This is a genomic window from Nocardia tenerifensis NBRC 101015, assembly GCF_000308715.1.
Taxonomy (GTDB): Bacteria; Actinomycetota; Actinomycetes; order Mycobacteriales; family Mycobacteriaceae; genus Nocardia; species Nocardia tenerifensis.
On the sequence record NZ_BAGH01000035.1, the window covers coordinates 19,523 to 39,969 of the forward strand.

At 69.4% G+C, this 20,447-nt stretch carries 20 protein-coding genes; 13 read left to right on the forward strand and 7 right to left on the reverse strand.

All coding sequences use genetic code 11. From position 1 onward, the window contains the following. Positions 1 to 6: 6 nt before the first annotated feature. The 4 genes from ON39_RS02920 to ON39_RS02935 are packed head-to-tail and all read right to left on the reverse strand — an operon-like array spanning position 7 to position 3,496. On the reverse strand, positions 7 to 399 hold the full coding sequence (locus ON39_RS02920; protein WP_040730499.1) for a carboxymuconolactone decarboxylase family protein: 393 nt from the start codon (positions 397 to 399) through the stop codon (positions 7 to 9). Further along, positions 396 to 1,265 (reverse strand): NAD(P)-dependent oxidoreductase, encoded by an 870-nt coding sequence (locus ON39_RS02925; RefSeq protein ID WP_040730501.1) that lies wholly within the window; start codon positions 1,263 to 1,265, stop codon positions 396 to 398. The genes ON39_RS02920 and ON39_RS02925 overlap by 4 nt, the downstream gene beginning before the upstream one ends. After that, positions 1,262 to 2,011 (reverse strand): SDR family oxidoreductase, encoded by a 750-nt coding sequence (locus tag ON39_RS02930; protein ID WP_040730503.1) that lies wholly within the window; start codon positions 2,009 to 2,011, stop codon positions 1,262 to 1,264. Before ON39_RS02930 ends, ON39_RS02925 begins: the two co-directional genes overlap by 4 nt. Before the next feature lie 15 nt (positions 2,012 to 2,026). Beyond that, on the reverse strand, positions 2,027 to 3,496 hold the full coding sequence (locus ON39_RS02935) for an aldehyde dehydrogenase (protein ID WP_040730505.1): 1,470 nt from the start codon (positions 3,494 to 3,496) through the stop codon (positions 2,027 to 2,029). A 301-nt stretch (positions 3,497 to 3,797) separates the two neighbouring features. Between ON39_RS02935 and ON39_RS02940 the strand changes: the two genes are divergently transcribed. The 12 genes from ON39_RS02940 (at position 3,798) to ON39_RS02995 (ending at position 15,494) form a co-directional block, all read left to right on the forward strand. Then, complete coding sequence (locus tag ON39_RS02940; RefSeq protein WP_040730508.1) at positions 3,798 to 5,000, forward strand: cytochrome P450; 1,203 nt, start codon at positions 3,798 to 3,800, stop codon at positions 4,998 to 5,000. Beyond that, a complete protein-coding gene (locus tag ON39_RS02945) occupies positions 5,000 to 5,800 on the forward strand; it encodes an SDR family oxidoreductase (protein ID WP_040730511.1) in 801 nt (266 codons plus the stop codon). Before ON39_RS02940 ends, ON39_RS02945 begins: the two co-directional genes overlap by 1 nt. Continuing rightward, the gene (locus ON39_RS02950) at positions 5,797 to 6,003 is read left to right on the forward strand and encodes a ferredoxin (RefSeq protein WP_040730513.1); all 207 of its coding nucleotides are present in this window, start codon (positions 5,797 to 5,799) and stop codon (positions 6,001 to 6,003) included. The genes ON39_RS02945 and ON39_RS02950 overlap by 4 nt, the downstream gene beginning before the upstream one ends. Beyond that, a complete protein-coding gene (locus ON39_RS02955) occupies positions 6,003 to 6,551 on the forward strand; it encodes a nuclear transport factor 2-like protein (protein WP_040730514.1) in 549 nt (182 codons plus the stop codon). The genes ON39_RS02950 and ON39_RS02955 overlap by 1 nt, the downstream gene beginning before the upstream one ends. Then, complete coding sequence (locus ON39_RS02960) at positions 6,545 to 7,801, forward strand: hypothetical protein (protein ID WP_040730516.1); 1,257 nt, start codon at positions 6,545 to 6,547, stop codon at positions 7,799 to 7,801. Before ON39_RS02955 ends, ON39_RS02960 begins: the two co-directional genes overlap by 7 nt. Positions 7,802 to 7,828: 27 nt before the next feature. Then, complete coding sequence (locus ON39_RS02965; RefSeq protein ID WP_040730519.1) at positions 7,829 to 9,433, forward strand: acyl-CoA synthetase; 1,605 nt, start codon at positions 7,829 to 7,831, stop codon at positions 9,431 to 9,433. Between the two features lie 111 nt (positions 9,434 to 9,544). Continuing rightward, complete coding sequence (locus ON39_RS02970; RefSeq protein ID WP_051186237.1) at positions 9,545 to 11,137, forward strand: succinic semialdehyde dehydrogenase; 1,593 nt, start codon at positions 9,545 to 9,547, stop codon at positions 11,135 to 11,137. A gap of 54 nt (positions 11,138 to 11,191) precedes the next feature. Further along, positions 11,192 to 12,418, forward strand: a complete 1,227-nt coding sequence (locus ON39_RS02975) for a cytochrome P450 (protein ID WP_040730526.1) — start codon at positions 11,192 to 11,194, stop codon at positions 12,416 to 12,418. Beyond that, entirely contained in the window at positions 12,415 to 12,900 is a 486-nt protein-coding gene (locus ON39_RS02980; protein ID WP_040730534.1) for a glutathione peroxidase, read from the forward strand. The genes ON39_RS02975 and ON39_RS02980 overlap by 4 nt, the downstream gene beginning before the upstream one ends. A 99-nt stretch (positions 12,901 to 12,999) precedes the next feature. Further along, positions 13,000 to 14,217 (forward strand): MCE family protein, encoded by a 1,218-nt coding sequence (locus ON39_RS02985; protein WP_246002615.1) that lies wholly within the window; start codon positions 13,000 to 13,002, stop codon positions 14,215 to 14,217. Then, a complete protein-coding gene (locus ON39_RS02990; protein ID WP_146250981.1) occupies positions 14,214 to 14,771 on the forward strand; it encodes a hypothetical protein in 558 nt (185 codons plus the stop codon). Before ON39_RS02985 ends, ON39_RS02990 begins: the two co-directional genes overlap by 4 nt. Positions 14,772 to 14,984: 213 nt before the next feature. Then, a complete protein-coding gene (locus ON39_RS02995) occupies positions 14,985 to 15,494 on the forward strand; it encodes a GNAT family N-acetyltransferase (RefSeq protein ID WP_051186238.1) in 510 nt (169 codons plus the stop codon). A gap of 39 nt (positions 15,495 to 15,533) precedes the next feature. Here ON39_RS02995 and ON39_RS03000 read toward each other — a convergent pair whose 3' ends face one another. The 3 genes from ON39_RS03000 to ON39_RS03010 form a co-directional block, all read right to left on the reverse strand. Then, on the reverse strand, positions 15,534 to 16,898 hold the full coding sequence (locus tag ON39_RS03000; RefSeq protein ID WP_040730541.1) for an NtaA/DmoA family FMN-dependent monooxygenase: 1,365 nt from the start codon (positions 16,896 to 16,898) through the stop codon (positions 15,534 to 15,536). 18 nt (positions 16,899 to 16,916) lie between these two features. Beyond that, positions 16,917 to 17,963 (reverse strand): LLM class flavin-dependent oxidoreductase, encoded by a 1,047-nt coding sequence (locus ON39_RS03005; protein ID WP_040730544.1) that lies wholly within the window; start codon positions 17,961 to 17,963, stop codon positions 16,917 to 16,919. Positions 17,964 to 18,185: 222 nt separating this feature from the next. Further along, positions 18,186 to 19,637 carry an MFS transporter gene (locus ON39_RS03010; protein ID WP_246002617.1) on the reverse strand — a complete coding sequence of 484 codons (1,452 nt, stop codon included), beginning with the start codon at positions 19,635 to 19,637 and terminating at the stop codon, positions 18,186 to 18,188. A 243-nt stretch (positions 19,638 to 19,880) separates the two neighbouring features. Here ON39_RS03010 and ON39_RS03015 point away from each other — a divergent pair. Further along, on the forward strand, positions 19,881 to 20,447 hold a 567-nt coding region (locus ON39_RS03015; RefSeq protein WP_040730547.1), incomplete at its 3' end, for an AMP-binding protein.

Consider the following 20,447-nt stretch of genomic DNA (forward strand, 5'->3'; position numbering starts at 1 on the left):
GATCCTTCACTCGGTGTGTTCTTCTTGCCGGCGGGCGGACTTCTTCTGCTGCGCCACAATGGTGCCAACCAGGAGGTCGAGTTTGGTGCCGTTCGGCCAGCCGACGTAGTGGCAGAGGAATACCGCGATCTCGTGCAGCTGCTCCTCGGTCAGCTCCTCGTTGCGCAGCGCGGCGCCGATCTGGATGCCCGCGGTGTCGATCGCGCCCTGCGCGGTGAGCGCGCCGAGCAGCAGCAGCCGCCGGTCCCGGATGGACAGCGCGGGGCGCGACCAGATGTCGGCGAACAGGTGGTCGGCGGTGACGGCGAAGTGGGCGCCAGGGTAGTCCTGGAACTCGGTGCCGTACACCTCGGCCATCTTGGCCAGGCCGCGCTCGCGGGCGGAACCGTTGTCGCTCATGAAGATTGCCTTTCGGATGCGCCGACGCCCAGCCCGGGGCCGAGACGTTCGAGCGCTAGTTCGGCCAGGGGGAGGGCGACGTCGAGGCGGCCGCCGAGGTCGAGGGCGAGGCTCAGGTCTTTCTCGCCGAGGTCGCGCACGTGCCGCAGGATGGGCAGCCAGAAGTCGCCGTCCTCGATCGGCGCGGTGCGCTCGCGCAGCATGATGGCGCCGGGGCCGCCGGTGACGGCGTCGGAGTGGCGAACCACCTTGCCCAGCACGGTGATATCGAGTCCGGCGGCCTCGGCCAGCCGCTGCGCCTCGGTGGCGGCGGTGAACGCGATGAAGTGGAGCAGGTTGCGCGCCAGCTTCATTCGCGTGCCCGCGCCGACCGGACCCGCGTGCACGATCAGATCGGCGAAGCGGCCGAAGGGCTCCCGGACCTTCTCGAAGGCGGTCTCGGTGCCGCCGACCATGACCGCGAGCGTGCCCTTGGCGGCCCCCGGCGCGCCGCCGCTCACCGGCGCGTCGACGAATTCGACGCCGTGCGTCGCGCATTCGGCGGCGAGCCGCACGGCGGTCTCGTCGCTGATCGTGGAGTGCACGGCCACCACGGTGCCCGGCGCGGCGCTGCGCAGGATGCCCTCGGGGCCGGTGAGCACGTCGCGCACCTGCTCGTCGTTCAGCACCGCCACCGAGACGACGGTGGCCTGCTCGGCGAGTTCGGCGGGGGAGAGGGCGGCGTGGGCGCCTGCCTCGGTGTACGGGCGCACCGCGTCCGGCCGTACGTCGCAGACGGTCAACCCGCCCGGCCAGTCCACCAGTCGCTTCGCCATCGGCCCGCCCATGGCGCCGAGTCCGATGAAGCCGATCGCGTCGTCGGTCATGACCGGAACACCTGTCCGCCATCGACATTGAAGATCTGGCCGGTGACCCAGCTCGCCTCGTCGGACAGCAGGTACAGGCACGCGCCGACCAGATCGGCCGGTGTTCCCATCCGTTTGAGCGGCAGGCGGTTCACCATGTCCTCCACGATGGCCGCCGGCGTCACCGACTTGGTCGCGTCGGTATCGATGGGCCCCGGCGCGATGGCGTTGATGCGGATGTTCGAGCCGCCGAGTTCGAACGCCAGCTGCTGGGTGAGGCCGTTGACGCCGACCTTGGCCAGGCCGTAGAAGCTGGAGTAAGTCCAAGCGGCGGTGGACGATTGGTTGACGATAGATCCGCCCGCCTTGCGCATGTGCGGCCAGACGGCGCGGGTCATGTTCAGCGCGCCGTCCATGTTCACGCTCATGAACGTCTTGTAGTAGTCCCACGGCACGGTGAGCAGCAGGTTGAGTTTCATCTCGCCGTAGATGGCGGCGTTGTTGACCAGGTGGTCGATGCCACCGAACTCGGCGACCGTGAAATCGGCCAGGGCCGAGGCGGACTCGGGGTCGGCCACGTCGACCTCGCCGAACAGCGCGGTGCCGCCCTCGGCGGTGATCTTCTCCGCGGTCGCCCGGCCGCCCTCGGCATTCTTGTCGGCGACAACGACTTTCGCGCCCTCGGCGGCCAGCGCGGCGGCGTAGGCGGCCCCGATGCCCTGTGCGGCGCCGGTGACGATGACGGATCTTCCCGCGAAACGGGCCATGACGGTGTGCTCCTCTTATCCAGCGGTCGCGATCAGCTTGGTCTCCAGGTATTCCTCGAATCCGGCGACGCCCATCTCCCGGCCGATGCCCGACTGCTTGTACCCGCCGAACGGCGCGTCGGCGGAGTACCAGACGCCGCCGTTGACGCTCAGCGTCCCGGTGCGCACGCCCTCGGTGACGCGGCGGATCCGCTCCGGGTCGGTGCCCCAGACCGAGCCGGACAGACCGTAGGGGGAGTCGTTGGCGAGCCGGATGGCATCGTCGTCGCCGTCGTAGGGGATGACGACCAGCACCGGGCCGAAGATCTCCTCGCGGGCGACGGTCGCGGTGTTCGGCACGTCCGCGATGAGCGTCGGCTCGACGAAGAAGCCGCGCTCGCGGCCCTTGGGCCGCCCGCCGCCCACCACGATGCGGCCGCCTTCCGCCTCGGCGATCTCCAGATAGCGCTCGACGCGGGCGCGCTGCCGGGCGGAGATGAGCGGCCCGCACACCGTGCGCGGATCGGCCGGATCGCCGGGCACGATCCCGCCGAGGGTCGCCGCGGCCGCCCGCACGGCCTCGTCGTAGGCCGCGCGGGGGACGAGCAGCCGGGTGTTGATCGCGCACCCCTGCCCGGCGTGCACGCACACCGAAAAGGCCGCCACCGCACAGGCTGCCGCGAGATCGGCGTCGTCGAGCACGATGCAGGCCGACTTGCCACCGAGTTCCAGGAACGCCTTCTTGAGTGTCGTTGCCGCGCCGCGCATCACGGCGCGGCCGGTCTCCGTCGAGCCGGTGAAGCTGATCAGGTCGACCAGGGGGTGCTCGGTGAGCCGCGCGCCGAGGCCGTGGTCGGCGGAGGTCACGATGTTCAGCACACCGGGCGGGAGGTCGGTCTCCTCGGCGACGATCGCGCCAACGGCCGCCGCGCACCACGGCGTGTCCGGGGCGGGCTTGAGCACCACGGTGTTTCCGGCGGCGAGCGCCGGGCCGAGCTTGGCGAAGGTGATCTGGTGCGGGAAGTTCCACGGCGTGATCGCGCCGACGACGCCGACGGGTTCGCGGCGCAGCACGCGACGGGTCTGGATGCCCATCGGCGACGCGAGGCCGAGATCGGTTTCCCAGCTGTAGGTTTCGGCCAGCGAGGCGGAGTAGGCGAGGTCGGCGACCGGACCCTCCAGCTGCGGGCCGCGGGTGAACATGGCGGGCGCGCCCGCCTCGGCGATGGTGAGCTCGCGCAGCTCCTCGATATGCGACTGGAGCGCGGTGCGCAGCTGCTCTAGACAGTGCGCGCGAAAGGCGTGGTCGCGCGACCAGTCCGTCTCGTCGAACGCGGTGCGGGCGGCGGCGACGGCCGCGTCCAGGTCCGCGGCGTTCGCGTTCGCGGCGTGCCCGAGGACCTCCTCGGTCGCCGGATCGACGGTGGCGAACAGTCCGTCCCCGCCCTCGACCAGCTTGCCGCCGATCAACAGGCGTGCGCCGTCGGCGGGCAGAAGACTGCTCATGCGTTTCTCCGATGCTGTCTGGACAGGTGTACGGAATATAGTCGGTCGGCGGGAAATCGGGCAAGAACAGGTTCTAACTCTGCCACGCTGAACCTCGCATGCGCTCGGTCGTCACGAAATCTCCGCGGTTTCCGGGCGCGTCGGCGTGGTGATGCGCAATGGTGTTGTCGAAGCGTCGAAAACGTTGTCGGAGGTACGGGCCGATGGTACTGTCCAGACACATGTCCAGCTATGTGTCGGCGCCCCGCTCGCGGTGCGATATCGGTCGAGAGAACTTGTTCTCGAATTGTGGGTGGGTGAGATGACGGCGGCGTTGGAACCCTTGACCTTCGATCCCTACGACTACCGGTTCCACGAGGACCCGTACCCGACCTATCACCGCCTGCGCACCGAGGCGCCGCTCTACTACAACGCCGACCTCGATTTCTGGGCGCTGTCCCGGCATGCCGACGTGACCAACGGATTTCGCGACAGCGCCAGGCTGTCGAGCGCCAACGGCGTGTCCCTCGATCCGGCCGCCTGGGGCCCGCACGCGCACCGGGTGATGTCGTTCCTCGCCATGGACGATCCGCGGCACCTGCGCCTGCGCAGGCTGGTCTACAAGGGCTTCACGCCGAAGCGGGTAGCCGAGATGCGCGACCGCATCGAGGAATTGACGCTGTCCTACCTCGAACCCGCCCTCGCCGGAGGCGAGTTCGACTGGATCGACGAGGTCGCGGGCAAGCTGCCGATGGACGTCATCTCCGAGATGATGGGCGTGCCCGCGAGCGACCGCGTCGAGATCCGCAGGCTCGCCGACCTTGTCGTGCACCGCGACGACGGCGTGCTCGACATCCCGCCCGCGGCCGTGGAGGCGTCGATCAAGCTGCTGACCTACTACACCGAGATGGTGGCCGAGCGCAGGCGCACCCCGACGGCCGACCTGACCTCGGCGCTGCTGGACGCCGAGGTCGACGGCGACACGCTCTCCGACGAGGAGATCATCGGCTTCCTGTTCCTGATGGTCGTCGCAGGCAACGAGACGACGACGAAACTCCTTGGCAACGCGCTGTATTGGGGCGCGCGCAATCCGGGGGAGTACGCCGAGGTCGCGGCGGAGCCCGCACTGGCGCCGGACTGGGTCGAGGAGACGCTGCGCTACGACACCTCCAGCCAGGTGATCGCCCGCTCCGCCACCGCCGACCTCGACTACCACGGCGGCACCATCCCCGCGGGCGCCAAGGTGCTGCTGCTGATCGGCTCGGCCAACCGCGATCCGGCCGTCTTCGCCGACGGCGACACCTACCGCATCGCCCGCGCCGACAAGGCCGGGCTGGCGAGTTTCGGTGCGGGCGTGCACTACTGCCTCGGCGCGCACCTCGCGCGACTGGAGGCCGCGGTCGCGCTGCGCGAATTCGCCTGCCGCGTGCGGTCCTACGACGTGGTGCACGACGGCATCGTGCGCGTGCACTCGTCGAACGTGCGCGGCTTCGCCAAGCTGCCGATCGTTGTGGAGGCCAGGTAATGCCGCGTTTCGAACCCCACCCGGCCCGTCGCCCGGTCCTCGTCGCGGGCGCGTCGTCGGGCATCGGCGCCGCCACCGCGGTGCGGCTGGCCGAGCTCGGACATCCGGTGGCGCTCGGCGCGCGCCGGGTCGAGCAGTGCGCGGAACTCGCGGACAAGATTCGCGCCGACGGTGGCGAGGCCTTCGCGCACCGGCTGGACGTCACCGACGCCGCCTCGGTGGACGAGTTCGTCCGCGCCGCCGAGGAAGCGGTGGGCCCCACCGAGATCCTGGTCTCCAGCGCCGGGGACATCGAGTTCTCGCCGGCGCACGAGATGGACCCGGAGCGGTTCCTGCGGCAGGTGCAGGTGCATCTGGTCGGCGCGCATCGGCTGGTGCACCGGGTGCTGCCGGGCATGCTCGACCGGCAGCGCGGCGACGTCGTGCTGATCAGCTCCGACTGCGCCCCCGAGCCGCGCCCGCACACCGGCGCGTACAGCGCCGCCAAGGCCGGGCTCGAGGCCATGGCCCAGCAGATGCGAATGGAGTTGGAGGGCACCGGGATCCGCGCCTCGCTCGTGCGGCCCGGCCCGACGCTCACCGGCATGGGCATGAACTCCACCCCCGAGGTGGTCGGTCCGATGCTGGAGGCATGGAAGGAGTGGGGCTTCGCCCGGCACCCGAACATGCTGCGCCCCTCGGACCTGGCCGCCGCGGTGGCGGCCGTGGTGTCGACGCCGCGCGGCGCGCACCTCGTGCTGGTCGAGGTCCAGCCGGAGGCCAAGGTGCGGCCGAGAGAGCAAGGCAGGAGCCAACAGTGAGAGTCGTCGCCGATCTGGACCTGTGTCAGGGCCATGCCGTCTGTCAGGACGAGGCGCCCGACGCGTTCCGAGTCCCCAAGCGGGGCAAGGTGGAAATCCTGGTGGACGCCCCGGATCCGGCCGCCCTGGCCGATATCGAGCGCGCCGTCCACTACTGCCCGACCAGGGCGCTGTCGATCGTTCCCACGGAAGGTGCTCGGTAATGGCGGGTTTCGCGCGCGAGGAGCTGGACGAGATGGTCCGGCGGTGGCTGATCGAGAATCAGCGCTGCGAGGAGCTGGGCGACTGGAAGCCGCTGGCCGCGATGTACACCGAGGACGCGACCTACGGCTGGAACTACGGCCCCACTCAGGAGTTCATGGCCGTCGGCCGCGACGAGATCCGGGAGCTGGCCCTCGGCCAGGAGATGCAGGGACTCGAGGGCTGGACCTACCCGTATCAGGAGTTCGTCGTCGACGACCGCAGCGGCAGCGTCATCGGCTTCTGGAAACAGGTGTCGGAGGTGAAACGCCCTGACGGGCAGCCTTACTCGCCCGAGGGCATCGGCGGCAGCTGGTTCCGCTACGGCGGCGACTTCCAATGGTCCTGGCAGCGCGACTTCTTCGACTTCGGCAACGTCTCGCACATGTTCATGGAGATGATCACCGGCAACGTGCTGCCCGCCGGGATGCAGCAGCGCATCCAGCGCTCCGTCAACGGGCCGCTGCCCGGGTGGTACCCCATCGGTAAAGCCCCGGCGTCGCTGTGGTGAAAGCCGTGCCGCGGAGCAACTTCGAGCGGCTGTCCCGGGACCAGCTGGCCGTGCTGCTGCCCGAGCTGCTGCTGTGCGGTCACCTGATCGATAGGTCGGGCATGGCGCACACCATCGCGGCGTTCGGCCGGGAGGGGATGACCGCCGTCGCGATCGAGGAGTGGCAGCTCGCCAGTCCGGTGTACACCCGGCGCATGCAGCGCGCGTTCGGCTTCACCGGCGACGACGTCGTCACGATCTTCAAGGGTTTGCAGCTGGATATCGGCGCCCCACCGCAGTTCATGGACTTCCGCTTCCGCGTCGAGGACCGCGATCACGGCGAGTTCTGTCTCGACCACTGCGGCGCGCTGCTGGATGTAGAGCCGCTGGGGGAGGCGTTCGTGCTCGCCATGTGCCACGACATCGAGGACCCGACCTTCGACGCCACCGCGCTGGCCACCAACCCGCACGCCCAGGTCCGGCCGGTCCACCGCCCGCCGCGCCACCCGGCCGACCGGAAACCCATGTGCGCGTGGACGGTCACCATCGATCCGGCGAACACGCCGCCGCCGGTGCCGCCGAACGCCGACCGGATCGCGGAGTCCACCGCGGCACGGCTGACCCTCGCCGAGATCGACCCGGCGGACGAGGGCCGGCCCGACTATACGGGCCCGCTGCTGAACGACCTTCGCTTCGCGGACTTCTCGAAGTCGGCGCTCGTGCGCATGGCCGACGAGGTATGCCTGCAACATCACCTGCTCACCCTCGGCTTCCTGATCGCGGTGCGGGACAGGATGGCTCGGGGCGCGGCGACCGAGCTGGGCCGCAAGCAGTTCACCGGCATCGCAGGCCTCACCGCCGAACGGCTGCGCAAGGCGCTGGGGCTCGGCGACGACGCGTCCGCGCTCGCCACGGTCCTGCGGCTGCATCCGGCGTGGAACCCGCTGCCTTATACGAATATTCGCGTCGACGAGGACGAGGACAGCGTCCGGCTCACGGTCCCGCGCGCGAGCGGGGCCGAGGCGGACGGCGCGTGGCCCGCGCTGATCGATGCCGACCACCTCGCCCCCGTCGACGCGATGGCGCGCGCGGTGAATCCCCGATTCGCCGCGCGGGCAGTGGATTCCGGCGAGGATGAACTGATCGTCGAGATCGTCCGCGCGCGGGAATCGTTCCGGGAGGCGACCGAGGTCGCGCTGACCCGGTTCAGCACCGGCGCCGCCTTCGTCTTCACCGATCGCGGCATCCCCCTGCCGTTGACGGTGGTGTGAGCCCCCGTATCGAGAGAGTGAATCGCCGTGGCACGTAACTTCGCCGACCTGTTCGAGCACGCCGTCGACGCGATGCCCGACCGCGTCGCCCTGCTCGAGGGCGACCGCCGCCTGACCTTCGCGCAGGTCGACGCGCGAGCGAATCGGCTCGCCGCGCATCTGCGGGCCACGGGCATCGGGCCGGGCACGCACGTCGGGTTCCACCTGCACAACGGTGTCGAGACCGTGGAGACGCTGCTCGCCTGCTTCAAGATCCGGGCCGTCCCGATCAACATCAACTATCGCTACGGCGTCGAAGAGCTGCGCTACGTCTACGACAACGCCGACCTCGAGGCGCTCGTCTACCACGCCTGCTACGCACCCGCCGTGCGCGAGGCGGCGGCCGAGGCGGCGTCGCTGCGGCATCGGATCGTGGTGCCCCACAACATCTCCGACGCGGAGCAGGCGCTCGATGATGTGCGCTACGACGACGCGCTCGCGGCCGGTTCCCCCGAGCGTGACTTCCCGGCGCGCAGCGACGACGACCTGTTCATGATGTACACCGGCGGCACGACCGGCCTGCCGAAAGGCGTGATGTGGCGCCAGGAGGACATGTGGCGGGTGCTCGGCGGCGGGATCGACTTCTACACCGGCGTGCCCGTGGCCGACGAGTACGAGCAGTCCCGGGTCGGCGCGCAAGGGCAGCAGAGCACCTGGTTCGTGCTGCCGCCGCTGATCCACGCGGCCGCCATGATGCCGAGCTTCGCCGCGCTGTGGTCGGGCAACGCCGTGCTCCTCGAACCGCGCTTCGACCCGAACCGGGTGTGGCAGTGCGTTGTTCGGCACCGCCCGCAGGTCATGGTGATCACCGGCGACGCCATGGCGCGGCCGCTGCTGGACGCCTACCGGGCCGCGCCCGTCGACGCGTCGGGGCTGCTCGCCATCGGGTCGGGCGCCGCGCTGCTGTCGCAGCCGGTGAAGAACGCCCTGCTGGAGCTGCTTCCGTCGGTGGTCATCACCGACTCCATCGGCTCGTCCGAGACCGGTTTCGGCGGAATAGGTTTCGCGCAGAAGGACGACGACCCCGGTCGCGGCCCCCGGGTCCAGACCGGGCGCGGCTCGATCGTGGTGGACGACGGCGGGCGCCCGGTCGGCCCCGGCGAGGAGGGATGGCTGGCGAAGAGCGGCTCGGTGCCGCTGGGCTACTACAAGGATCCGGTCAAGACCGACAAGCTGTTCAAGACCGTCGACGGGGTGCGCATCGTGGTCACCGACGATCGCGCGCGGATCGAGCGGGACGGGTCGGTCACCCTGCTCGGCCGCGGCAACATGGTCGTCAACACCGGCGGCGAGAAGGTGTTCGTCGAGGAGGTCGAGGGCGTGGTGAAGGCCTGCGACGGCGTCTACGACGCCGTGGTCGTCGGTGTCCCGCACGAGCGGTGGGGCAGCCAGGTCGCCGCCGTGGTCTCGGTCGCCGGCTCGATCGACCTCGCGGCCCTCACCGGCCACGTCCGCAAGCACCTCGCGGGATACAAAGTCCCCAAACGGATCTGGCTCGCCGACACGATCGTCCGCTCGCCCAGCGGCAAACCGGACTATCGCTGGGCCAAGGACTACACGGCGCGCCGCGCGCCGGACTATCGCGCGGAGTGAGCGCATGAGACCGCGCGAACGCCCACGCCATCCAATAGGAACGTGTTCTAATTCACTGCGACAGCCCGGACCGACCCCCGCGGCGATTCCGCACGTCCTGGAGAACCCCCGATGACCACTGACATCAAGCACAGCCCCACCGCGGCGCTGCCCGCGCGGATCACCGGCGAGCTGATCGCCCGGCTGACCGCGCTCGTGACGGCCGACGGCACCGCCGCGCCGTACCCGATGACCGAGGTCTACACCGGAGCCACGGTGGGCGACCTCCCGCAGTCGACGCCGGACGACGTCGTCGCCGCGGCCGCCACCGCCCGTGCGGCCCAACGGGAATGGGCCGCGCTCCCGCTGCGCCGCAGGCTCGAGGTGTTCGAGCGCATGCACGAACTGATCCTCGGCGAGGTCGAGACCATCGCCGACCTCATCCAGATCGGCTGCGGCAAGACCCGCCGGATGGCCGTCGAGGAGTCGTGCGACGTGCCGATGGTCATCAGTCACTACCTGAAAACCGCGCGCCGCGTGCTGCGTTCGAAGCGCCGCGGCGGCCCGATGCCGCTGCTGACCACCTCGACCGAGGAACACCGGCCCAAGGGGCTGGTCGCGGTGATCGCGCCGTGGAACTTCCCGTTCGCGATCGCGCTGTCCGACGCGATGCCCGCGCTGATGGCGGGCAACGGCGTAATCCTCAAGCCCGACAACAAGACCGCGCTGTGCGTGCTCTACGGCGTCGAGCTGCTGCACCGTGCCGGACTGCCGCGCGGGCTGGTTCAGGTCGTGTGCGGCGAGGGCCCCGATATCGGCCCGACCCTGATCGACAACGTCGAGTTCGTCATGTTCACCGGCTCGACCGCCACCGGCCGGGTGGTCGGCGAACAGGCCGGGCGCAACCTCATCGGGTGCAGCCTCGAGCTCGGCGGCAAGAACCCGATGCTCGTGCTGGCGGACGCGAACCTCGACGAGGCGATCGCCGGCGCCGCGTTCGCGGTGTTCGCCAACTCCGGTCAGGCGTGCATGCACATCGAGCGGATCTACGTGCACCGCAGCCGCTTCGAGGAGTTCGTGCGCGGATTGGTCGCGGCGGCAGCGGAATTGAACGCGAAGATCGGCGCCGCCTACGACTACCGCCCCGAATTCGGCTCGCTGGTCTCGGCGCAGCACCGGGACCGGGTCGCCGCGCACGTCGACGACGCGCGCGCCAAGGGCGCCACCGTGCTGACCGGCGGCAAGGCGCGCCCGGACATCGGGCCCGCGTTCTACGAGGCGACCGTGCTCACCGGCGTGACGCCGGAGATGACGCACGCCACCCTCGAGACCTTCGGCCCGGTGGTGAGCGTCTACCCGTACGACGACGAGCAGGAGGCCATCCGGCTCGCCAACGACACCGACTACGGCCTGAACGCGAGCGTGTGGAGCCGAGACCTGGCCCACGCCAACCGCATTGCCGCGCAGTTGCAGGCGGGCAATATCAACATCAACGACGGGTTCGTGGCGACCTACGCCGCCAAGGGCACGCCGTCGGGCGGGGTGAAGCAGTCCGGTGTCGGGACGCGGCACGGCGATCAGGGCCTGCTCAAGTACACCGACACGGTGAACGTCGGCGTGCTCAAGCGTCAGGTGCTCTCCGCGCGCTCGGGGCAGCCCTACGAGAAGCAGTTGAAGACGACGTTGACGTCCCTGCGGCTGATGCGCCGAATGCGGCTGCGCTGAGACAGATTCGCTGCGCCGACGGCGCGGTTCGCAGTACCAGCTGAGGAGGTAGCCGTGGCTACACCGTCGTTGCCCGCCGGATTCGACTTCACCGACCCGGCGCTGTGGGAGACGCGAAGGCCCGTCGAGGAGTTCGCGATGCTGCGCCGGACGGCGCCGGTCTGGTGGAACCCGCAGGCCGACGAGCGCTCCGGCGGGTACCGGGACGGCGGCTACTGGGTGGTGAGCAAACTCGACGACGTCAAGGAGATCTCGCGCAACCCGGAGCTGTTCTCCTCGGAGCGCAAGGGCTCGATCATCCGGCCGTCCGATGCCACCACGACCGAGCAGCAGCAGTTGGCGAGCGTGCTGCTGGTGAACATGGATCCACCGCGGCACACCAAATTCCGCCGCATCATCACCAAGGGTTTCACCCCGCGCGCGGTGGAGGGATTGCGCGCGGCGTTGACCGAGCGCGCGCACGCCATTGTGCACGAGGCGAAGAAATCCGGCGGCGGCAATTTCGTCGAGCAGGTCGCGTGCGAGCTGCCTTTGCAGGCCATCGCCGAGCTGATCGGCGTGCCCCAGGCCGACCGGCGCAAACTCTTCGACTGGTCGAATCAGATGCTCAGCTACGACGACCCGGATTACGGCGATCCCGCGCTCGCCTCCGCGGAGATTCTCGGCTACGCCTGGAACATGGCCGAGCAGCGCCGCGGCGCGCCGGCGGGGGATATCGTGTCCGAACTCGTGCAGGCCGACGTCGACGGTGAATCGCTGGGCTCGGACGAGTTCGGGTTCTTCGTCATCCTGCTGTCGGTGGCGGGCAACGAAACCACACGCAATGCCATTACGCACGGCATGAAGGCATTCGTCGACAATCCCGAGCAGTGGGAGCTCTACAAGGAGCAGCGCCCGCGCACCGCGCCCGACGAGATCGTGCGGTGGGCCACGCCGGTGACCGCGTTCCAGCGCACCGCCACCGCCGACACCGAGATCGGCGGCGCGCGGATCGAGCAGGGGCAACGGGTGGGTCTGTTCTACGGCTCCGCCAACTTCGACGAGGAGGCGTTCACCGATCCGTTCACCTTCGACGTGCTGCGCGACCCGAATCCACATGTCGGTTTCGGCGGCACCGGCGCGCACTACTGCGTCGGCGCGAACCTGGCCAGGCTGGAGATCGACCTGATGTTCAACGCCATCGCCGACGCCATGCCCAAGATCACCCAGGTCGCCGATCCGGTACGGTTGCGGTCGGGGTGGATCAACGGAATCAAGAATTGGCAGGTCCGATACGAATGACTCTTCGAGACGTACCGCTGCGGACGCTCAGCGGGGAACCCGCGACGCTGTCCGAACTGGTCGGCGACAATGTGGTGCTGCTGGTGAACGTGGCCTCCAAATGCGGGCTGACACCCCAGTATTCCGGGCTGGTCGAATTGCACAAGTCCTACGGCCCGCGCGGATTCAGCGTGGTCGGCGTGCCCTGTAATCAGTTCATGGGGCAGGAACCCGGCTCGGCCGAGGAGATCCAGGAATTCTGCTCGACCACCTACGGCGTCGACTTTCCGCTGCTGGAAAAGGCCGACGTGAAGGGCGAGAACCAGCACCCGCTGTACGCGACCCTGGTCGAGACCGCCGACGCCGACGGCGCGGCGGGCGAGGTCCAGTGGAACTTCGAGAAGTTCCTGATCGACCGGGACGGAAAGGTGGCCGGGCGGTTCCGGCCGACCGTCACCCCGGACGCGGCGGCGCTCGTCGCCGCGATCGAATCTCTGCTCTGAGACTGTGATTCGAGGCCCGTCCGTCCGGACGGGCCTCGAATCATGTTCGGGTCAGCGGAAACCCGCTCGAGCCCGGTCGCCCGCGCCTACCATGGACATGTGTCTAGACAGCTCTACGACACCGATGACCGGGCACGATGGTCGCTGTGGTCGGCGGTGCGGCTGAAGCTGGCCGGCGCCGCCCTGGTGGTCACGCTGGCCGCGATAGTCGTTGTGGCGCTGTCGATGTTCGCGGGCCGGTACGCCACGACGGTCGCCGTCACCGTCGACGCCCCGCGCGCGGGCCTGGTGCTCGATCCCGACGCGAAGGTGACCCTGCGCGGCGTGGAGATCGGCCGCGTCTCGGCGGTGCGGCGGACGACCGACCGGGTGTGGCTGACGCTGGCGCTCGATCCCGAGGCGCTGCGCTTCGTGCCCGCCAATGTGCGCGTGGATATCCGCTCCACCACCGTGTTCGGCGCGAAGTACGTGAATTTCGTTGTGCCCCAGATGCCCTCCGCGGAACCGCTGCGGCCCGGCGCGACCGTCCGCGCGGACGCCGTGACCGTCGAGTTCAACACCCTGTTCGAGCATCTCACGCGCGTCCTCGCGCAGATCGCGCCGGAGCGGCTCAACGCCACCCTCTCCGCCCTCGGCGCCGCGCTGCGCGGGCGCGGCGCCGAACTCGGCGATCTGCTCGCGCGCGCCGACGCCTACCTGCGCGACCTCAACCCGAGTCTGCCTGCCCTGCACCGGGATACGATCGCCACGGCCCAGGTCACCAGCCTCTACGCCGACACCGTCGACGACCTGCTGCGCACCGCCGCCGACCTCACCACGACGAGCACCACGATCGCCGACCGCGCGGACGAGCTGGACGCGCTCCTGCTCAACGTCATCGGCCTAGCCGACACCACCACCGCCGTCCTCACCGAGAACGAGCGACCCGTCGATGCCGCCCTCGCCCTGCTCCGCCCAACCACCACCCTCGTGGACGCGTACAAGCCCGTCCTGAACTGCGTCGTTCTCGGCCTGGCACAAACACTTCCGGCAGCCGAATCCTTCGTCGGCGGCGTCCAACCCGGCGCGGTCTTCAACGCCGGCTTCATGTACGGCGGCGAACCGTACACCTACCCCGACGATCTCCCGAAGGTGAACGCCACCGGCGGCCCCCACTGCGAAGGCATCCTCGACCGAACCCCCGGCACCCACTCGCCCTACCTCGTCACCGACACCGCTGAGCACACCCCCTACATCCCCTCCACCACCCTGACCCTCAACCCGCCCAAGGTCTTCCAAGTCCTGTTCGCCGGCCTCCCGGGCATCACGCCCCCGTGAACCGTGATCGCACGTCGAAATCGACGACACCGGGAATGGCCTGGATCCGGCATACTTGCCGCGTGTTGCGAAGGGTGGGGCACTGGCCTCGATGGGTTCAGGTGCTGTGCGTTCTGACGGTTGTGCTGGCCGGTGCGGCGGTGTGGCTGGTCGTGACCCGGCCGTCGAACCCTGCGGTCGAGCATCGGAGTCAGCTACGGGTGCAAGGGTTCTCGTCTGCGGACGAGCGAGCTGACGATCGAGTCGGCCACACCGCGTCGGCGGTGTTCTATGGACCGCCGGTGGACGACATGCTGAAGTTGGTCTCCGCTCCAGGTTTGAGACTAATGGCCTATGAACCGGACGAATCCGTCAAACGCCGGATAGCTGTAGACGGGCCGGGGCGGTTGGAGACCGTAGCCGTCGGAGACTTCACCGACGACTGTCGGCTGACCATCGATCGCATTCACGACCCGGTAGGCATCTGGATAAACCAGACCTCTGAACAAGCCCGCGCTGTGCGCAACGGCGACCTGCAAGCCTTCCGGTTCGCGGTCGTCTGTGGCCCCGGCTGATCTGTCTCGTCTATTCGCCGTGCAAGAGCTCCCATTGCTGCGCAAGGATTTTGAGCCTGTCGACCAGGTGCTCGTCGGCTCGATGGAAAGGGCATGCCAAGAGATGTCCATACGGAACTCTATCAGATCCGTATGGAATGGCTGAAGCAGTGTGTGCGAGCTTCCTCATTGCGGAAGACGACGAAACCCGTTATGGGCGTGAAGGATCGGGGGATGGGGCAAGACACGTTGAGAACCGAACGACTGACACTGGTGCCGTTGCGGGAGGAGCACACCGAGGCGGTTGTGGAGGTGTTCGCGCACGAGAGCATGAGCACCTACATCGACATCGACTTCACCGTGCCGGAGAACGCGCGGGAGATGATGCGGCGGCGGTTGGCATTCCGGGGGCCGGAGGGCATGGGGCACTGGGCTTTTCTGGAGGGCGACACCCTGGTGGGGATCGGGCATCTGCGACCGTCGCGGGAGCTGCCTGCCGAATTGCCCGAGATCGGTTGGTATCTCAGCCCCGCGCACGGCGGTCGCGGACTCGCCACCGAGGGCGCGGCCGCGCTGCTGCGCCACGGCCTCACCGACCTCGGCCTGACATCGGTGTGGGCGCTCGTGCACGTGGACAACGAGCCGAGCCTCAAACTGGCCGCGCGCCTTGGCTTCCTGGCCGTGGGCACCGCATATCACTACAACGCCGAGCATCGCGTGCACGTCGCGCTGCCTGCGCGATGATGTTCTCGCGCAGGCCTTTACCTGGACCCGGGCGACGACTCACCCTCGACGCGTGAGCGGCTCGCGCAGGCCAAGGTGATCGCGGAGCGTGGCGCCGGTGTATTCGGTGCGGTAGACGCCTCGTTCCTGAAGCTCCGGGACCAGCCAGTCGACGATCTCGTCCAGTCCGGTGGGCACGAGGTAGGGGGAGATGTTGAACCCGTCCACGGCGCCGTGGCGGACCCAGCGGGCCAACTCGTCGGCCACCTGCGCGGGCGTGCCCGCGAAACCGGAGCGCTCGGTCGTGGCGATGACGGTCTCACGCAGAGAGAGGTTTTCGGCCTCGGCGCGGGCGCGCCATTCGCGGGCGATGGCCCGCGGGTCCTGGCCGTGCCGGGGCGAGCCGCGGGTCTCCGAGATGGGCCGGTGCTCGGGATCGTCCTCGGGAAGCGGCCCGTCCGGGTCCAGATGGGACAGGTCGCGCCCCCACACCTGACCCGCCAGCGACAGCGCCGTCTGCCCGGTGTATTGGCCGTTCTTGACCCAGCGGACCTTCTCCTCGACCTCGGATTCCTTCTCCGCCAGCACGATCTGGGTTCCCGGCAGGATCTTGACGTCGTCCTCGGGCCGCCCCGCCGCGCGCAACCGGGCGCGGATGTCGTCGGCGAAGGCGAGCGCGTCGTCGAAATGCGTTCCGTGCCTGGAGAAGATGACGTCGGCGTGGGCGGCGGCGAAATCGCGGCCGGTGGGGGAGTCACCGGCCTGGAAGATGACGGGGTGTCCCTGCGGGCTGCGCGGCAGGGTCGGGGTGATCGACACCTGGAAGTGGTCGTCGGCGCGTTCGACGGGCCGGACCGCGTCCGCGCCGGCCCAGTGCGGGCTCTGCGGGGAGGTGGCGACGGCGCCGTCGCGCCACGAGTCCCAGATCGCGCGGGCCGTGGCGAGGAACGCGCCGGCCCGTTCGTAGCGGAGCGCGTGGTCCAGATAGCCGCCGCGCCGGAAATTCTCACCGGTCCAGGCATTGTCGGTGGTGACGGCGTTCCATCCGGCGCGGCCGCCGGAGAGCAGGTCGAGCCCGCTCAAGCGGCGCGCCAGGTCCGCGGGCTCGTTGTAGGTGGTGTTCTGGGTGGCGACCAGGCCGATGTGCCGAGTGACGCCGGCCAGCGCCGCCAGCTGGGCGATGGCGTCCGGTCGGCCCGCGATGTCGAGTTCGAGGATCTTGCCGTCCTGCTCGCGCAGGCGCAGGCCTTCGCCGAGGAAGAACGCGTCGAACAGGCCGCGCTCGGCGGTCTGCGCGACCCGGCGAAAGGTCTCGAAGTCGATCTGCGAGCCGCTGGCCGGATCCGACCAGATGGTGGTGTGGTTGACGCCCTGGAAGAACACGCCGAAGTGGACCTGGGCGCCGGGACGTGGATGAGCGGTCATGTCAGTGGCTCCTGTCGGTCAGTGCGACGCGGCGTAGCGATTGGCGGGACGGGGCAGGCCGAGGTTCGCGCGCAGCGTCGAACCCGGCACCGGGCGGTGCGTGACACCGGTGCGCAGCAGCGCGGGCAGCACCGCGCGGACCAGCACCGGCAGATCCTCGTCTATGACGGCGGGATGCAGCCGGACGCCGTCCAGGTGGCCGCTGAGCCGTGTCAGCAGATCGATCAGCTCCGCTGCGGTGCCCGAGAAGGCCAGCCGGGCAGGCGAATTCGGCGTAGCGGCGCCGAACCGTTCGACGGCCGTCGCGGCCGGCGTGTCCAGGGTGACCTCGATCTCCGCGAAAGCCAGTGGCGCCCCGGCGGCTCGGGCGCTGTCGGCCTGTTCGATGGCGGTCTCGACCGAGTCGGCCGGAATCAAGCGCACATCGACCGCGCCGTCGGCGCCGAAGACCACCGGCTGTCCCTGCGGCGGCCTCGGCACGATCGCGGGCCCCTTCACGGAGTACGCCGCTCCCTCGAAGTCGATGTAGTGCAGCCTGTTCCGGTCCAGAAATCGCCCCTGGGAATAGTCACGGATGACGGCGTCGTCCTCCCAGGAATCCCACAGGCGGCGGGCCACCTCGATCGAGTCGCGCTGCTCCCTGGCGAGTTCGTCGTCGCCGAGCACCGGCGGGCGACCCCAGGCCGCCGCGGCCCTCGGGTCATCGATGCGCTCGGCGATCCACCCGGCCCGGCCGCGTGACGCGTAGTCCAGCGTCGCGATTTGCGAGGAGAGATGAAACGGCTCGGCATAGGTGGTGGCGACCGTGGGCACCAGGCCGATCGTGCTGGTCGTCGCGGCGACGAACGACGCACGGGTCACCGCATCGATCCGGCCCGCGAGCTCGCCCGGCGGCAGGATGGAGTCGGCGAAGGTGGCCAGCGTGAAGCCCGCGTTCTCGGCCGCCTCGACCCGGGTCCGCAGTGTCTCGGCGGTGAGCAGCCGCTCGGGCGCGTGATGCGCGCGTCGCCAGGCCTCGGGGTGGAAGCCTTCGCCGTCGAGTTCTATGCCGAGCGCGAAGCCCATTCGACACCTTCTTCCGTGCAGTGCTGTACGGCGCGAAACGCGCTCACCCGAGCGGCATCTCGACACCGCGCCCCGACCGGCGAGGCAGTCCCGCTCGAGCATGCTGTCCCGGGCGGCCGGGCGCGACGGTTTGCCTCGTCGTGATTCGAAGCCCACGTCGAAAGGCCGGCGTACAGCACGAATCCCGGGCCTGGCACGACCCGGGATTCGCGGGGCAACGAGCTACCGCGCGGCGCGGGCCGAAAGCGCCGCCGCCACAAGGACGGTCACGCCCTCCGCGATGGCGGTACCGCCGAGCGCGTGCGACGCCGACAGCACGGTGGCGCCCGCCAACCCGAGGAACAGGGTGCCGAAGGAGGCGATGCCGACCACGATGCCGAGCTGCACATTGGTGACCAGGATGCCGCTGGCGTCCGCGGCCAGGCTCATCGGCACCTTGGCCAGCGTCCGCGTCATCAGCGGGCTGAACGCGAGCCCGTTGCCCGCACCGCACAGGCCGAGCAGTACCAGTACCAGCGGCCCCACGTCCGCACCCTCGCGCAGCAGCGCGCCGACGGCCACCATGCTCGCCGCGGCCAGCACGAGCCCCGACGGAATCATCCTGGCGTGGAATCGATCTGGGATGCGCTCCCAGTTCAGGCCGGTGATCGCGAACATCACGCCCATCGGGATGAACAGCAGGCCCGCGTGCAGTGCGCTGTAGCCGAGGGTGCTCTGCAGATGGATCGCCATCACGAACATCCAGCCGCCGAAGGTCGCCATGATGACGAACAGTGTCGCGGCGGCCAGCAGCAGCCCCGGCGCGGCGAGCACCCGGTGCGAGAACAGCGGCTCACCGTCGCGCGCCGCGACCGCCCGCTCGATCGCGACGAACGCCGCGAAGGCAAGAACGCAGGCGCCCAACGAGATCCACGACCACACCGGCCAATTCAGTTCCCGGCCGAGGACCAGCGGCAGCACCAGCGCCAGCACCGCGACGGTGAGCACGGTGAGCCCGGCCAGGTCGAGCTTGCGATCGAAGCGCTCGGTCACCGTCGGCAGCGCCCGCGGCGCGACCACCAGCAGCACCAGGCCGATCGGCACGTTGACCAGGAACACCCCGCGCCACCCGCTGCCGCCGACGTCGGCGCTCACGATGAGCCCGCCGAGCACCTGCCCGGCGACCATGCCGCCGGAGATGATCGCGGAGTAGACGCTGAGCGCCTTGGCCCGCGCGTTGCCGGTGAAGTTGCGCTGGATGAGCGTCATGATCTGCGGCACCATCGCCGCTGCCCCGACACCCTGGGCGAAGCGGAAGACGATGAGCGAGGTCTCGTTCCACGCCAGCCCGCAGACCAGCGAGGCGAGCGTGAACACCGCAAGACCGGCGATGAACATCCGGCGCTGGCTGAACCGGTCGCCGAGCCGCGCGCCGGTCACCAGCAGCACGGCGTAGGCGATCACGTAACCGGCCACGATCAGCTGCAGAGCCGCGCCGGAGGTGTGCAAAGAGCTGCGAATCGAGGGAATCGCGACATTGACGATGGAGGCGTCGAGCACGGCCATGAACTGGCCGGTCAGGATTACCGCGAGAATGGCTAGTGTGCGCCGCGCACCGTACGCGGCGGGTGGAGCTGCCGGGGGCGCGGAAACCGGCTGTGCGGCTGCCGAATCCGGCGACAAGATCTGCGTCATGCACTGAGCTTGCGGTGTCCGCGACACCGGTAACAGGAGCCCAGCAAAACTGGTACCGGCAACACCTGGTTAAGCGCGCGTTTCGCCGGGAATGTCCGCTGTACGACATATAATTCCGGTGCGATGTGGCGCAGACCACGTCTTTCGCCGCCCGAACACACCCTTTTCCGAAATAGTTAGACAAGCTAACATGTTTCAGAGATTACAGGACGTTTTCCACTTTCTCCACGAGGGAGTTCTGTCATGGCGGTGGATGCACGGGACGAGCGGCTGCGCAGCCGGATCGCGCGATTGTTCGCCGAGGACGAACAGGTCAAGGCGGCGCGGCCGAGCGAGGCGGTGTCCGCGGCGGCGTGCGCGCCGGACCTGCGGCTGGCACAGGTCGTCGCCGCCATCATGGAGGGCTATGCCGAGCGCCCCGCCGTCGGGCAGCGCTCCGTCGAGGTGGTCACCGACGACGCGACGGGAGCCCGGACGCTGCGCCTGCTGCCCGCGTTCGAGACCCTCACCTACGGCGAACTGTGGCAGCGCGTCCGCGCCGTCGCCGCGGCCTGGCACGGCGACTCCGAAACACCTTTGCGCGCAGGCGATTTCGTCGCCATCCTCGGCTTCACCAGCATCGACTACGCGACGCTCGACTTCGCCACCATCCACCTCGGCGCGGTCAGCGTCCCCCTGCAGGCCGGCGCTGCGGTGCCCCAACTGACCGCGATCCTCACCGAGACCGCGCCCCGCGTGCTCGCCTCGACCCCGGAGTACCTCGACACCGCCGTCGACTGCCTGCTCGCGGGCGCCGCGCCGGAGCGACTG